General features: G+C 65.2%; 14 protein-coding genes. 8 read left to right on the forward strand and 6 right to left on the reverse strand.

Annotated features, from left to right (window positions below; all coding sequences use genetic code 11):
• Nucleotides 1-66: 66 nt before the first annotated feature.
• Nucleotides 67-963 carry a methylated-DNA--[protein]-cysteine S-methyltransferase gene (locus tag ACVIHF_RS35255; protein WP_028335763.1) on the reverse strand — a complete coding sequence of 299 codons (897 nt, stop codon included), beginning with the start codon at nucleotides 961-963 and terminating at the stop codon, nucleotides 67-69.
• A 273-nt stretch (nucleotides 964-1236) separates the two neighbouring features.
• A complete protein-coding gene (locus ACVIHF_RS35260) occupies nucleotides 1237-1797 on the reverse strand; it encodes a DUF2244 domain-containing protein (protein WP_456793331.1) in 561 nt (186 codons plus the stop codon).
• Nucleotides 1798-1819: 22 nt separating this feature from the next.
• Here ACVIHF_RS35260 and nth point away from each other — a divergent pair, with 22 nt between their 5' ends.
• The 6 genes from nth (at nucleotide 1820) to ACVIHF_RS35290 (ending at nucleotide 8696) form a co-directional block, all read left to right on the forward strand.
• Nucleotides 1820-2605, forward strand: coding sequence for an endonuclease III (nth, locus tag ACVIHF_RS35265; RefSeq protein WP_456793332.1), 786 nt, complete (start codon nucleotides 1820-1822; stop codon nucleotides 2603-2605).
• A 66-nt stretch (nucleotides 2606-2671) separates the two neighbouring features.
• On the forward strand, nucleotides 2672-3817 hold the full coding sequence (locus tag ACVIHF_RS35270; protein ID WP_456793333.1) for an HlyD family secretion protein: 1146 nt from the start codon (nucleotides 2672-2674) through the stop codon (nucleotides 3815-3817).
• The gene (locus tag ACVIHF_RS35275) at nucleotides 3804-5432 is read left to right on the forward strand and encodes an MFS transporter (protein ID WP_253588377.1); all 1629 of its coding nucleotides are present in this window, start codon (nucleotides 3804-3806) and stop codon (nucleotides 5430-5432) included. The genes ACVIHF_RS35270 and ACVIHF_RS35275 overlap by 14 nt, the downstream gene beginning before the upstream one ends.
• A gap of 140 nt (nucleotides 5433-5572) precedes the next feature.
• Nucleotides 5573-6625: a type III polyketide synthase gene (locus tag ACVIHF_RS35280; protein WP_456794155.1), complete on the forward strand. Its 1053-nt coding sequence runs from the start codon at nucleotides 5573-5575 to the stop codon at nucleotides 6623-6625.
• A complete protein-coding gene (locus ACVIHF_RS35285; RefSeq protein WP_283066211.1) occupies nucleotides 6622-7134 on the forward strand; it encodes an isoprenylcysteine carboxyl methyltransferase family protein in 513 nt (170 codons plus the stop codon). The genes ACVIHF_RS35280 and ACVIHF_RS35285 overlap by 4 nt, the downstream gene beginning before the upstream one ends.
• A gap of 59 nt (nucleotides 7135-7193) precedes the next feature.
• Nucleotides 7194-8696, forward strand: a complete 1503-nt coding sequence (locus ACVIHF_RS35290; protein ID WP_456794156.1) for a DHA2 family efflux MFS transporter permease subunit — start codon at nucleotides 7194-7196, stop codon at nucleotides 8694-8696.
• Here the strand turns inward: ACVIHF_RS35290 and ACVIHF_RS35295 are convergent.
• The 3 genes from ACVIHF_RS35295 to ACVIHF_RS35305 form a co-directional block, all read right to left on the reverse strand.
• Nucleotides 8693-9445 (reverse strand): sulfate transporter family protein, encoded by a 753-nt coding sequence (locus tag ACVIHF_RS35295; protein WP_057020368.1) that lies wholly within the window; start codon nucleotides 9443-9445, stop codon nucleotides 8693-8695. The two genes, ACVIHF_RS35290 and ACVIHF_RS35295, sit on opposite strands and share 4 nt — an antisense overlap.
• 104 nt (nucleotides 9446-9549) lie before the next feature.
• The gene (locus tag ACVIHF_RS35300; RefSeq protein ID WP_253605760.1) at nucleotides 9550-10962 is read right to left on the reverse strand and encodes an MFS transporter; all 1413 of its coding nucleotides are present in this window, start codon (nucleotides 10960-10962) and stop codon (nucleotides 9550-9552) included.
• Nucleotides 10963-11146: 184 nt separating this feature from the next.
• Entirely contained in the window at nucleotides 11147-12070 is a 924-nt protein-coding gene (locus tag ACVIHF_RS35305) for a LysR family transcriptional regulator (protein WP_092081141.1), read from the reverse strand.
• 169 nt (nucleotides 12071-12239) lie between these two features.
• Here ACVIHF_RS35305 and ACVIHF_RS35310 point away from each other — a divergent pair, with 169 nt between their 5' ends.
• Nucleotides 12240-13409 (forward strand): CaiB/BaiF CoA transferase family protein, encoded by a 1170-nt coding sequence (locus tag ACVIHF_RS35310; RefSeq protein WP_253605761.1) that lies wholly within the window; start codon nucleotides 12240-12242, stop codon nucleotides 13407-13409.
• Nucleotides 13410-13416: 7 nt separating this feature from the next.
• Nucleotides 13417-14364: a hydroxymethylglutaryl-CoA lyase gene (locus ACVIHF_RS35315; RefSeq protein WP_310880928.1), complete on the forward strand. Its 948-nt coding sequence runs from the start codon at nucleotides 13417-13419 to the stop codon at nucleotides 14362-14364.
• A gap of 110 nt (nucleotides 14365-14474) precedes the next feature.
• On the opposite strand, the gene nikR is transcribed toward ACVIHF_RS35315, so the two are convergent.
• Nucleotides 14475-14912 (reverse strand): nickel-responsive transcriptional regulator NikR, encoded by a 438-nt coding sequence (nikR, locus tag ACVIHF_RS35320; RefSeq protein ID WP_310880927.1) that lies wholly within the window; start codon nucleotides 14910-14912, stop codon nucleotides 14475-14477.
• Between the last annotated feature and the right edge of the window lie 110 nt (nucleotides 14913-15022).

The raw sequence follows: 15022 nt of genomic DNA on the forward strand, positions 1-15022 counted from the left end.
CCCCGGTGCGCAATTGCGCACCTGAGGTCTGGTCCTTCGGACCATCCCGGAATGACGAGATAGAGGTTAGTGCAATCCGACCTGGCCGGCTTCCCAGCCCAGCATCGCCTGCTTGCGGGTGATGCCCCAGTGATAGCCGGTCAGCGCGCCGCTCTTGCCGAGTGCGCGATGGCAGGGCACCACGAACGACACCGGATTGCGGCCGACAGCGGCGCCGACCGCGCGCGAGGCTTTCGGGCTGTTGATCTTGCAGGCGATGTCGGAGTAGCTGACCGCGCGGCCCATCGGGACCTTGAGCAGCGTCTCCCACACCCGCACCTCGAAGTCGGTGCCGATCAAGACGACGCGCAGCGGCTGGTCCGCCCGCCACAACCTTGTATCGAACACGCGCTGCGCCAGCGCGGTGGTGCCGTCGGTGTCCTCGACATAGGTCGCGTTCGGCCAGCGCCGCTTCATGTCGGCGAATGCGGTCTGCTCGTCGCCGTGATCGGCGAAGGCAAGCCCCGCAAGCCCGCGATCCGTTGCGATCACGATCGCGGTGCCGAACGGCGAGGGATGGAAGCCGTAGCGCAGCGTCATGCCGCCGGCGCCGGTCTTCCATTCGCCCGGCGACATCGCCTCATGCGTGACGAACAGGTCGTGCAGCCGTCCCGGCCCTGACAGGCCGGAGTCGAGTGCCGCATCGAGCACGCTGGCGGAATCGCGCAGCAGGTTCTTGGCGTGGTCCAGGGTCAGCGCCTGCATGAAAGCCTTCGGCGTCAGCCCGGCCCAGCGGCGGAACAGATGGTGCAATTCATCCGGCGTGACGGCGGCGGCATCGGCCATCGCTTCGATGGTCGGCTGCGTGCGCCAATGCTCCGAGATGAACGCGATGGCGCGCCGAACCGAATCATAGTCGCGCAGCGCGGCGCTCTGGAGGCCCGGCTTGGCCAGGCGCTGGTCGTGTATGGCGAGTGTCATCATGGTGTCTGATTTAGGAGCCATGGCGCCTCCAAACCACCCGATTTCTGACAAGCATGATCCGGAAAAGTGGGGACCGGTTTTCCGACGAGATCATGCTCAAAAGTAAGCTCGACTAGTGTCCCGAATCCGAAGTTCGCATCATTTGCCGCACCTTCGGAGCGAACTTCGGATTCGATAAGGACACTAGCAAACCTTTGATTCTAGTGTGCTTTATGAATGCGAAGTTCGTGAAAGTGGTTGCCGCGAAATCGCACGAACTTCGCATTCAGCACACTAGTGGATGGGGTTGTAAGTCGGGCCGCGTTTCGCGGCGTTGAGCGCCGCCGTCAAGGCCTTGGAGAAGCTGGCCTTTTCGTCCGGGCCGAGGAAGCTGCCGACGCTGACCCGGCGGCCCCGGGAGACCAGATAAAGCCGCTCGATGCCGAACTCCTCATGCGAGATCTGCTCGAACCGCACCCAGAGCGGATTGAGCACCCATTCCGCCACATGGCCGCGATGGCTGATCCTGCGCACCCTCAGTTCCGACGCCGTGACGGTGATCTCCTCGCTCGCCTTGGCGGTGCGGAAATTGACCTTGAACGCCCAATAGATCACCAGCGCGTCGAGGCCGAAGAAGCCGAAGATCGGCCAGGCGCCGAGCCACCAGAACACCGCGCCGGCGATGAAGCTGACCACGGTGACGAACGACATCAGCACGATAAAGCCGGTGCGATTCAGCGAGCGGTGCGGCGTCAGCAATGCCGAGAACAGTTTGGGCTCGGCCTCAGCGGCATCAGCCGCGAGATCATTGGCCCTGCGGTCTTCGCCCGGATCAAAGTCGTTGCCTGCGGTCATGGCGTATCAGTATATCCGGTTCATGGCCAAAATCATCCGCTCTCAACGCGCCAGCACATCAAGCGTTCGTTCCGCACCGAAGAGGAAGCCTGCGAAAGCGGCAAGGCTGCTACCCAAACGCGGGGCAAAGAAGGCGGCCAAGAAGGCCGCCAAGCGAACGGTAAAGCCGAAGCCATGGACATCGGAGGAGGTCTACGAGGCTTTCGACCGGTTCCGCAAAGCCAATCCCGAGCCCAAGGGCGAGCTCGAGCACCTCAACCCCTACACGCTGCTGGTTGCGGTGGTGCTGTCGGCGCAGGCGACCGACGCCGGCGTCAACAAGGCGACGCGAGCGCTGTTCGCGGTCGCCGACACGCCGGAGAAGATGCTTGAGCTCGGTGAAGACAGAGTGCGCGACTACATCAAGACCATCGGGCTCTATCGCAACAAGGCCAAGAACGTCATCGCGCTGTCGCAGAAGCTGATCGCCGAGTTCGGCGGCGAGGTGCCGCGCACGCGCGCTGAAATCGAATCGTTGCCCGGCGCCGGCCGCAAGACCGCGAATGTCCTGCTCAACATGGCATTCGGCGAGCACACGATGGCGGTCGACACCCATGTGTTTCGCGTCGGCAACCGCACCGGGCTCGCGCCTGGCAAAACGCCGCTCGAGGTCGAGCTGGGATTGGAGAAGGTGATCCCGACCGAGTTCATGCTGCACGCCCATCACTGGCTGATCCTGCATGGCCGCTACACCTGCCTCGCCCGAGGTCCACGTTGCGACGTATGTCTGATCAATGATCTCTGCCGGTGGCCGGAAAAGACCGTCTGAGGCATGATCGTCGTCATGTGCTAATAGGTTCGTCCGGCGTTTGTACGCGTGCTTGAGGAGTGTGGTGTGGCAGAGCAGGTTGAAGATGGTCCGTCACCCGCCAGCCAGACCGCGACTGCTGCGGCGCCCGCCAAGCCGCAACCTTCGGCAAGCGGCTTCTGGAGCCGTTTCGCGATTCCGCTGTTTGCCGTGCTCGTCTCGCTGATGTTCGTCGCGGTGGCGACCAGTCGCTGGGATGCCTGGGTCGGCAGCGCCACGATCCAGACCACCAATGATGCCTATGTGCGCGCCGAATTGACCCAGCTCTCCAGCCGCGTGTCCGGCGAGGTGCTCACCGTCGCCGTCTCCGATTTCCAGCGCGTCAAGGCCGGCGATCTCCTGGTGCAGATCGATCCCGCCGATTACCAGGCGCAGGTGGCGCAGGCCGAGGCCGGCGTGGTCGGTGCCCAGGCCGTGCTCGACAACCTCAACAACCAGGTCGAGCTGCAATATGCAACCATCGCGCAGGCCGAGGCTGCGCGGTTGTCCGCGGAGGCGCAGCAGACCCTGGCACGCCAGGAGGAAGAGCGTCAGCAGTCGCTGTCGCAAACCGACGCCGGCACGCGGCAGCGGCTCGAGCAGGCGACCGCATCCTACGCCAAAGCGGAGGCCGACGTGCGCGCCAGCCGCGCTGTGATCGCGGCACAGCGCCATCAACTCGAGGTCCTGCAAGGTACCAAGAAGCAGCGTGCCGCCGACCTCGACGCCGCCAAGGCGCTGCTGGCATCGGCCAAGCTCAAGCTTGGCTACACCAAGATCGTCGCGCCGTTCGACGGCGTCACCGGCGAGCGCCAGGTGCAGCCGGGCGACTACGTCAACATCGGCGCCAATCTGATCAATGTCGTGCCGCTGCCGAACGTCTATGTGATCGCCAACTACAAGGAGACCCAGCTGACCAACGTCAAGCCGGGCCAACCGGTCGAGGTCACCGTGGATACGTTCGCCGGCCAGAAGCTGCGCGGCGTCGTCGAGCGCATCGCACCGGCGAGCGGATCGCAATTCGCTCTGCTGCCGCCCGATAACGCCACCGGCAATTTCACCAAGGTGGTGCAGCGCATTCCGGTGCGGATCCAGTTCGACAATGGCCAGCCCTTGCTCGAGCGCCTGCTGCCGGGCATGTCGGTCGTCACGCGGATCGACACCGGCGAGGCGGTCGCCAATGGCGGAAAGTGACGACCGCGACCGTGGTCCGGTCTCGCGCGGCGACGTCGCGCGCTATCCGCTGTTCGCGGTCGTCGCCGTGCTGCTCGGCGCGTTCCTGGCGAATTTCGACAGCCGACTGACCTCGGTCGGCCTGCCCGATCTGCGCGGCGCGTTCTCGCTCAGCTTCGACGAGGGCGCCTGGCTCTCGACGGCTGCCATCGGCTCGCAGATCTTCGTCGCGCCTGCGGTGGCCTGGCTTGCCACCGTGTTCGGCCTGCGCCGGGTGCTCGGCATTCCGAGCCTGGTCTATGCCGTGGTCTCGCTGACTATTCCGTTCGTGCGCGACTACACGACGCTGATCGCGCTCAGCATCGCCCACGGCATGCTGCTCGGCACCTTCGTGCCGGCGACGCTGATGATCATCCTGCGCAATTTGCCGATCCGATGGTGGCTGCCGGCGATCGCGATGTACTCGATCCGCGTCGGCTTCGCGCTCGACTCGTCAAGCTCGCTGGTCGGTTTCTATGTCGAGCACCTCGGCTGGCAGTGGCTGTACTGGCAGGGCGTGGTGATCGCGCCGCTGATGGGGCTGATGGTGTATCTCGGCACTCCGAAAGAACCCGTCAATCGCGACCTGCTGCACCATGCCGATTGGGGCGGCATGCTGCTGCTCGGCGCCGGGGTGTCGATGGTCTATGCCGGGCTCGATCAGGGCAACCGGTTGGACTGGCTGTCGTCGGGCACAGTGATGGCGCTCTTGATCGGCGGCGGGCTGCTGATCGTCGCCTTCATGATCAACGAAATGATCGCGCGCCGGCCCTGGGCGCATTTCAACGTGCTGTTCTCGCGCAATATCGGGCTCTCGCTGGTCGTCATCCTGCTGTACACGCTGACCAGCCTGTCGAATTCGTCGCTGGTGCCGAACTTCCTCGGCACCGTCGGCGCGCTGCGGCCGGAGCAGTCGGGCGTGCTGCTGTTCACCTACGGCGCGCTGCCGATGTTCGTGCTGGTGCCGATCTCGATTCTGCTGCTGCGCCACCTCGATCCGCGCATCGTCGTGGTGCTCGGCTTCTCGGCGTTCGCGGCCGCCAATCTCTGGGGCACGCAGCTGAGCCATGTCTGGGCGCGCGAGGATTTCGTCGGCATCGTCCTGCTCACGTCGATCGGGCAGGCGTTCACGCTGCTGCCGATCATCATCATGGCGCTGTCGAATTCCGATCCGTCGCGGGCGACGGCGTTCGCGGCCTATATCCAGATCATGCGCCTTGGCGGCGCCGAGATCGGCGTCGCGCTGATGGGGACCTGGCTGCGGGTCCGCGAGCAGATCCATTCGAACTATCTCGGACAGCACGTCCAGAATGGCGATATCGACGTCGTGAACCTGCTCAAGCGGCTGGCGGGTGAATTTTCCGGCCACGGCATTGGGACGGCGACCGGGCGCGCCGTCGGCACGCTGGCGGCGCTGGTGCAGCGCGAGGCCAACACGCTCGCCTATATCGACGGCTTCTGGCTGTGCTTCTGGCTCGCGATCCTGGCGCTGGTCCTGGTCGCCTTCATCACGCGCGCGCCGCAGGGCCCGTTGTCGCCGGCGCCGCTCGGCTTGGTGAAGAGCGCGATGCGCAGGCTGGGCGTCACCGCTTCCTGATTTTCGAAGAGGCGGCGCGGATATCGGCGCCGGGTCAATTTATAGTGAATGCGGCGCTCGCGCTATGTCGCAGGCGTGTTGAAATATTTTGCTCATCGCGCGGTTCCAAGAGCGGGGGAAATGGAGCCACGATGATCGAGATGAAGCAGACGGCCGCGCTTGTTTCCCTGGCGACGGCGGTTCCACCGCATCTATTCCATCAGGGACAGGTCCTGCAGGCCGCGCGCAATCTCCTCGCCGACCGCTATCTCGAGTTCGAGACGCTCTCCAGCCTGTTCGCCAACACCGGCATTCAGCATCGCTACGGCGTCAAGCCGATCGAATGGTATCTCGAACGGCGCGGCTGGCCGGAGCGAACGCTGGCGTTCCTGGAGGGCGCGGAGACGCTGTACGTCGACGTGGCCCGCAAGGCGATTGCGCGCGCCGACCTGACCGGCCGGGACATCGATATCGTGGTCACGGTGTGCTCGACGGGGATAGCCACGCCGACGCTGGAGGCGCGCGTCGCCGGCAAGCTCGGTCTGCGGACGGATGTGTCGCGCGTGCCGGTGTTCGGCCTGGGCTGCGCGGGCGGCGTGTCGGGCCTGTCGATCGCGGCGCGGCTGGCCGAAGCGCGGCCGGGAGCGAACGTGCTGCTGGTTGCGCTCGAACTCTGCACGCTCGCGGTCCGGCACGACGAGCTCACCAAGGCAAATATCGTTGCGGCCAGCCTGTTCGGCGATGGCGCGGCCGCGATCGTGCTGCGTGCCGGCGACGGTGGCGCGACGCGGATCGAGGCGACGGGCGAAAAGCTGTGGCCGGATACGCTCGACATCATGGGCTGGACGGTCGATCCGGAAGGATTCGGCGTGGTCTTTCAGCGAACCATTCCGGATTTCGTCCGCGACCATGTTGGACCAGCCGTCGCCGAAATCCTGGCGCGGATGCAGCTGACCGCCGATGACATCGACCGCTTCCTCTGCCATCCCGGCGGCGCCAAGGTCATCGCCGCGCTGGAGCGGGCACTCGCGCTCGATCAGGGCACGCTCGATCACGAACGCGACGTCATCGCGGCTTGCGGCAACATGTCGGGCCCGACGGTTCTCTTTGTTCTCGAACGAGCCTGCGCCAAGGGATTGCCGCCGCGCTCGCTGCTCACGGCGCTCGGGCCGGGCTTCACGCTCAGCTGCGTTGCGCTCAGGCACGCGGCGTGAGCTTCGCGTCGGTCATCCTCTCGCTGGTCACGCTGCAGCGTCTCGGCGAGCTCGTGCTGTCACGTCGCAACACCGAGCGGCTTCTCGCACGAGGCGCGGTCGAGGTCGGCGCCAATCACTACCCGCTCATTGTCCTGGTTCACGCCGGCTGGCTGACCGCGCTGTGGATCTGGGGCCGCGACCAGGACGTCAATCTGGCCGCGCTGGCGGGTTTCCTGGTGCTGCAAGGCTTGCGGATATGGATCCTCGTCGCGCTGGGGCCGCGATGGACCACGCGAATCGTCGTGCTGCCGGGCGCGCCGCTGGTCGCATCCGGGCCGTACCGATATTTCCCGCATCCAAACTACGCCGTCGTGGTCGGTGAAATCGCACTTCTTCCCCTCGCGCTCCACCTGCCGCGATTGGCGCTGATCTTTACCCTCCTCAATCTCGCGGTGCTTGCGGTCCGGATTCGGATCGAGAACCGCGCGCTCTCCGTTTCCGAATGGCCACGCACAAGCACGCCATGAGCAAGGCGGATCACCGAACCGACGGCCCATCGGCTGCGACCTGGACCGGCTTTCTCCTGATGTGCTTCGGCATGTTCATGGCGATTCTCGACATCCAGGTCGTCGCAACCTCGTTGCCGACGATCCAGCGCGCGCTTGCGATCTCGCCGGCGGCGATGAGCTGGATCCAGACCGCCTATCTGATCGCGGAGGTGATCGCGATCCCGCTGACCGGCCTGCTCACGCACGCGCTGTCGTTGCGTTGGCTGTTCGCGCTTGCGGTGAGCCTGTTCACTGTCGCCTCGGTCGGCTGCGCCCTCAGCGGCGGTTTTGCCGCGCTGCTGGCGTTTCGCGTGCTGCAGGGATTTTCCGGCGGCGTCCTTATCCCCGCAGTGTTCTCCGCCGTGTTCACGCTGTTCCCGGCGCGGCTTCATCCGGTGGCCACCACGATCGGCGGCGTCGTCGCGGTGCTCGCGCCGACCGTTGGACCCGTCGTCGGCGGCTGGATCACGCAGACCTGGTCGTGGCCATGGCTGTTCCTGATCAATCTGGTTCCGGGAACGGTGGCAGCCGCGGTCACGCCGTTGCTGCTTCCGAGGGAAGGCGTGCAGCTTCGGGCGTTCTCCAGACTGGATAAATGGTCGCTTGTCCTGCTCGCAGCGACGCTCGCAAGCTTCATGATCGGTCTGAAGGAAGCGCCGCAACGCGGTTGGGCCTCGATGCCTTGCCTCGGCCTGCTCATCGGAAGCATTGCGGGGTTGGCGCTGCTGATCCGGCGCACGCTCCGCGCGGCCTATCCGATCGCGCAATTGACGCTCTTCAAGCGGCGTCCGTTCGCGATCGGTTGCGCACTGAGCTTTTGCCTCGGCATTGGGCTGTATGGATCGACCTATCTGATGCCGGTATTCCTCGGTTTCGTCCGCCGCCATGACGCCTTCGAGATCGGCACGATCATGCTGGTCACGGGGGTTGCGCAGCTCGTCGCCGCGCCGCTTGCGGCGATCCTGGAAAGCCGCGTCGGCGCGCGGCGCTTGACCGGTGCGGGCTTCGCCTTGTTCGCGCTCGGCCTCGGCTGGAGCGCCATTCAGCCGCGCACGGCGGATTTTGGCGAGATGTTCTGGCCGCAGGTCGTGCGCGGCGTCGCGATCATGTTCTGCCTGCTGCCGCCGACGCGCATTGCGCTGGGCGCGCTGCCGGAGGCGGAAATTGCCGACGCCAGCGGACTGTTCAACCTGATGCGCAATCTGGGCGGCGCGATCGGGATCGCTCTGATCGATACCATCCTCTATGGGCGAAGCCCAATGTATGGCGAGGATTTCCGCGTGCGCCTGCTGGCGGGGGATGTCACCGCGGCGCAGGCGATCGGGCTCGATCCGAAGTTGCTGATCGATCGCCCGCCGGGTCTGCCGGACGATGCAACGGTGGCGTTCATCCGGCCGTTGGTCGAACGGGCCTCGCTCGCACTCACCGCGAACGAGGCATGGGCGATGCTCGCCTGCGTGGCGATCGTCGGACTGCTGCTCGTGCCCTTCGCAAGCGATCGGGTGCCGGCATCGCTGCCCGAGCTTCCGGATACCACCTAGACCGAGGACACGTTGGTTCGCCGCGCCGGCTCGATCAGCTCGCGCCGCGGGCCCGACAGCCGCTTGTACATGTGCACCATGAAGGCCATGCCGAACAGCGGCGTCGCCAGGTTGACGATCGGGATCGAGACGAAGGCAGCGATGAACAGGCCCGCTGTAAAGACTGTCGCCGCGTTCTCCTTGCGCATCGCCTTGGCGTCATCAGGCGAGCGGAACCGCATCGCCGCAAGCTCGAAATATTCGCGGCCGAGCAGCCAGGCGGTCGCGAGGAAGAAGATGATGAAGCCCGCGCCCGCGAACAGCACGAACGGCAGCGCGACAAGATAGACCAGGATCGTCAGCAGCGCGGTCTTGACGCCCTCGATCGTCGCGAGCGTGACCGGCAGCGCCACGCCGGGATGGTCGGCCGGATAATGCTCGCGCTCGACATGGTCGGCGACGTCGTCGACAAACAGGCTCGCCACCAGCGAGGTGATCGCGGGCATCAGGAAGATGCCGCCGAGCACGACGCCAAGGCCCGCCGAGATCGAGACGATCCAGGACAGCACGTGCAGCGTGGAATGGAAGTTGGGGCCGAGCATGCCTTCGGCCCAGACCTCTCCATAGTCGGCAAACCAGCTCAGCAGCCGCTGCAATCCGATCGCCAGCACGGTGATCAGCACCAGCGCAAGCCCGATCGAGCGCCACAGGATCGAGCGCATCGGCGGCGACAGGATTTGCGAAAGCGCCTTGACGGCGGCGGCTAACATGACTGGGCTACCTCTGCACAAATGACCCGCGAGAGGTAGACACCCAATATGGCTTCGGCAAGTGCCGTTTGTGCCGCGGTGAGAGCGTTTTCGAACGAAATGCTCTAGGCGTCGAGCGGCCTGCCGCGGACGTTCGGCCCCCAGACACCGATAGCAATGATCACGATGACCATGGCCGCGGTGATCAGCCCGAACACGCCGCCGACGCCGGCCTCCTTCAGCATGAACGCCACGATGAAGCCGGAGAAGGTCGCGCTGAGCCGGCTCATCGAATAGACGAGGCCCGCGGCGCGCGCCCGGATCGCGGTCGGGAACACCTCGGTCTGGTAGGCGTGATAGGCGTAGGACAGCGTCATGTTGGCCCCCGTCACCAGCACGCCGCTGGCGATCAGCAGCACCGGCTCGGTGAGCTGCGAGAAGGCGAGGCCGAACACCGAGATCGCCGCGGCCGCGCCGCAGATGATCCATTTGCGCTCCAAGCGGTCGGCGAAGGTCGCGGCCAAGAGCGGCGCGAGCGGATAGGCGAAGGCGATGATGAAGGAATATTGCAGGCTCTTGGTGACGTTGATGCCCTTCTGCACCAAGAGCGCCGGAACCCAGTTGGAGAAGCCGTAGACGCCGAATGCCTGGCAGAGATTGAAGATCATGAACAGCACGACGAGCGAGGCGTAGGGCGGCCTGAACAGGTCGGCATAGCCGGTCTCGGCCGGCGCACGTGCCGGCACCATCGCCGCCGTGGCGATCGGGCGCGGCGCCGCCGTCGGCGATGCGGCTTCGAGCGTCCGCATGATTGTCTCGGCTTCGGCGGCGCGGCCATGGCGGGCCAGCCAGAGCGGGCTTTCCGGAACGTAGAGCCGCAGCACCCAGATGATCATGCTGGCGGCGGCGCCGATCAGCACGACCCAGCGCCAGCCGTCGATGCCGTGCGGCGAGAGCGGCACCAGCCACCACGACAGCGCGGCGACGATCGGCACCGCCGAAAGCATGACCGCCTGGTTGATCGCAAACGCCCGGCCGCGCATCCAGCTCGGCACCAGCTCGGTGATGTAGGCGTCGATGGTGATGACCTCGATGCCGATCCCGATCCCGGCGATGAAGCGCCATAGCAGCAGGCCGCCGGGTGTGGTCTGGCACGCCATGATCACCGATGCGGCGCTGTAGAACAGCAGCGACCAGGTGAAGACCGCCTTGCGCCCGAAGCGATCGGCGAGGAAGCCGAGGCAGAAGGTGCCGATGAACAGGCCGGCGAAGGTCGCCGCGACGAAGGCGCCGATCCCGGAGAAGCCGAAGAACGCCTGCGTCGTCGTGGTCATCAATCCGCTGCGAGCAAGGCCCGGCGCGATATAGCCGGTGAAGAACAGGTCGTAGATTTCGAAGCAGCCGCCGAGCGAGAGCAGGATCACCAGCCGCCAGACGTAGCCGGACGTGGGCAGCGCCTCGAGCCGTCGCGAAATCTCGTCGGGTCCGCTTGTCGTGGTGGCAAGATCGGCGACCGAGCCGAGTTCGACGGCGCTCATGATGGTCCTCCCCGAATGGTGCAACGGCCGCCCTTCTTGCGAAGGCGTACCGGTCGCGCATGTTTGGCAGCCGGAAGCCAGAAATCCAGACGAACATATCGAAGGAATCGTTCGATATTTTCGATGGCGCTGTTTCTGACGCGCTTGCTTCACGCGAACGGTGCCCGCTTCGCTTGAAAGCGCTTCAGATCAGAAGCGTCGCCTCCCAGGCGCCGCGGCCCACCTGGTCTGCGATCAGGGCGCGGATCAGGCGGCACATCTCCTCCATGACGTAAGTCATCGGGCGATTGCGCAAGCGGCAAAGATAGAGCGTGCGGGTCAGTTTTGGTTCGATGACTTCGCGCGCGACCAGCAATCGTGCCTTTAACGGCTCACTGACGAAATGCGTCGTCGCGATCGTGCAGCCCAAACCCGCGGTCAGCGCGCCGATCATGCCGCTGGTCGAGTTGAGATGCATGATCGCATTGGCCTCGAGCCGCTTCAGCAGCACGGGATCATCCAGCAGTGCGCGCGCCGATAGTCCGTACCGCAACAGGATCAGCGGCAGCCGCGTCACCTCCTCGAAGGGAATTGGCGTCTTCTTGCCGATCAGCTTCTCGGTGCCGACGCAGAACATCTGTTCCTCCAGCACCGGCTCGGCGATCAGGTCCTTTTCCGACGGCGGATTGTAGACCAGCGCGAGGTCGACCTCGGAGCTCAGCAGATGCAGCAGCGTCGCGCCGGAGAGACTCTCGGTCAGCGACAGCTTCAGGTTCGGATATTTCGTCAGCACGGTGCGCATCAGCGGCACGCCGATCGCCTTCATTCCGGAATTGGCCATGCCGATCGAGATATCGCCGGCGATCACGCTGGCGCCTTCCTTGATCTCGCGCTCGGCCGCCGCCATCGCGCGCAGGATGATGCGGGCATGTTCATAGAGCCGCTCGCCCGCCGCGGTCGGTTCCATGCCGCGTGGCTTGCGCTCGAACAGCGGCGTGGCGAATTCAGCTTCCAGATTGGCGATGTGGTGGCTGAGCGCGGATTGCGCGACGTTGGCCTGATCCGCCGCCCGCGACAGGTTGCGCTGCTCGTAAACCGCGATGAAATAGCGAAGCTGGCGCGAATCCATGAGGGTTCAGCGTTCTAGAACCACGAATACTCTATTCGACAGATTATATTTTTCAGATAGCGTGCGGAAGCCTAACCTGCGCCGATCACAAAGCGTTTTCGAGCGAAGCGGTACCGGTTCGCGTGAAGAAACGCGTCAGAACAAGAGCGCAACGAGCACGGAGAAACCGATGACCGGGAACGGACTGCCGCTGGAAGGCGTGAGGGTCGTCGAGATGACCCACATGGTGATGGGGCCGACCTGCGGCATGATCCTGGCGCAACTCGGCGCCGAGGTGATCAAGGTCGAACCGCCCGCCGGCGACAAGACCCGTTCGCTCGGCGGCATGGGAGTCTCGTTCTTTCCGTTGTTCAACCGCGGCAAGCGCAGCGTGGTGCTCGACTTCGCCAAGCCCGAGGACCGTGACACGATGCACCGGCTGCTTGCCAGCGCCGACGTGTTCCTGGAGAATTTTCGCGACGGCCAGCTCGACAAGCAGGGGCTCGGCGCCGAGGAGCTTCGCCAAAAATATCCGCAGCTGATCATCGCCGGCCACAAGGGCTTTCTGTCCGGTCCCTATGATCATCGGCCGGCGCTCGACGAGGTCGTGCAGATGATGTCGGGGCTCGCCGCGATGACCGGCACGCGCGACAAGCCGCAGCGCGTCGGCTCCTCCGCCAACGACATCATGGGCGGCATGTTCGGTGTGATCTCGATCCTCGCCGCGCTCTATCAGAAACGCGGCGGCGACAGGAGCGGCGCTGACATCCGCATCGGCCTGTTCGAGAACTGCCTGTTCCTGGTCGCCCAGCACATGGTCGAGTACGAGATGACCCGACGCAAGCCGCGCTCGATGCCGGAACGCGAGCATGCCTGGCCGATCTACGACATCTTCGATACCGCCGGCGGCGATCGCATCTTCATCGGCGTCGTCACCGAAGGTCATTGGCAGAGCTTCTGCCGCGAGTTCGGCCTCACGGAATTCGCCGACGATCCGACGCTGCGCTCGACCACGGACCGCATCATGGCGCGCGACCGGATCATTCCGCGCGTTGCCGCGGTGGTCAAGGATTGGAACGTGGCGGATCTCTCGGCGAGGCTCGACGCGCTTAACATCTGCTTCTCGCCGATCAACCGGCCGGAGGATCTGCTCGGGGATCCGCATGTGCTGCGTCCCGGCGGGCTGGTCAACAACGTGAACGCCGACGGCAAGCCGTTCCGCGTCCCCGCGCTGCCGCTCGAATGGAACGGCCGCAATATCGGCGAAGGTCTGAAGGTGCCGGTGCTCGGCGCCGATACCGAAGCGGTGCGCGCCGAGCTCGCACAACAGAAGATTTCATCAACCGGAAACGCTGCGTGAGGCTGACATGACCCGTGTCCACGATATCTATCCCACCGACAAGGTGAGCCTGCGCGAGGTCGGCCTGCGCGACGGGCTGCAGCTCGTGAAGACGTTCCCGTCGACCGCGGCGAAAGAGCGCTGGGTGCGCGATGAATACGCCGCCGGCGTACGCCATTTCGAGGTCGGCTCGTTCCTGCCGGCCAAGACCTTCCCGCAATTCGTCGATGTCCGCGACGTGGTCGCCTCCATCGCCGCGCTGCCCGGGGCGCACGGCGTCGCGCTGGCGCTGAACGAGCGCGGCGTCAACGAGGCGCTGGCCACCGGCGTTGCCGAGATCGCCTCGGTGGTATCGGCGACCGAGGAGCACAGCCAGGCCAACGCCAACCGCTCGCGCGAATCCGCGATCGAGAACATCAAGCGGCTTTGCGAGCTGCGCGATGCCAGCGCGCACAAGCCCCTGGTCAATGCCGCGATCTCGATGGCACTGGGCTGCTCGATCGTCGGTCCCGTCGATCCGAACGAGGTGCTGCGCCTCACCGAGAAGCTCTACGAGGTCGGCGTCGACATGGTCGCGATTGCGGACACGGTGGGTTATGCCGGGCCGAAGCAGGTCGGCGAGCTGACGCGGGGCGCGGTGAAGATCGCGGGATCGAAGCCGGTCTGCGTGCATCTGCACGACACCCGCGGCATGGGCATCGCGAATGCTTCCGCCGCGCTCGATGAGGGCGCCCGCGTGCTCGACGGCTCGCTCGGCGGCCTCGGCGGCTGCCCGTTTGCGCCGGGCGCCACCGGCAATGTCGTGTTCGAGGACCTCGTCTTTCTCTGCGAGAGCAAGGGATTTCCGACCGGCATCGATCTCGATCGCCTGGTCGAGGTGCGCGCGATCCTGAAATCGGAGATGCCGAACGAGGCGCTCTATGGCGGTCTCGCCCGCGCCGGCCTGCCGCGCGGCACCAAGGCGAGGGCGGCGTAGCGTATTCATTGCGTAGCCCGGATGGAGCGAAGCGAAATCCGGGGCCTCGCCCGCAGACGGAGCTTCCCGGATTTCGCTGCGCTCCATCCGGGCTACGAGACGACACGCTCTCAATCGTGCCCGTGCCCCCGCTTGCGCGGCTTCTTGTCCGGAGCGGTCGGGATCATCACGACGCGACCGTAACGCACACCGCGCTCGGCGATGATGTGATCGGCGAGATGCCGGACCTCGCTGCTGGCGCCCTTCAGCGCCGTCACCTCCATGCAGCTGTCGTCGTCGAGATGCACATGCAGCGTCGCCAGCGACAGGTCGTGATGGCCGTGGAAATTCTGCACCAGCCGCTTTGACAGGTCGCGCGCGGCGTGGTCGTAGACATAGACCAGCGCCGCGACGCATTGCCCTGACGGCGCGTTCTCCGTGCTCTGCTGCAGGCCGGCGCGTGCGAGATCACGGATGATCTCGGAGCGGTTCTGATAGCCGCGCGCCTCGGCGGCGGCGTCGATCTCCGCGAGCAGATCATCCTCGATGGTGATGGTGATGCGTTGCATGGATTATCCGTGGTGGCTCGATTGCCTGGTGGTATGACATTTTTCTTGTAACGTCATACTGTGCTTGCTAGCGTCGCTTTGCCGAGGTTGGTTGGACTGGTGCGGTCGTC

It is taken from the genome of Bradyrhizobium sp. USDA 4506 (genome assembly GCF_054058795.1).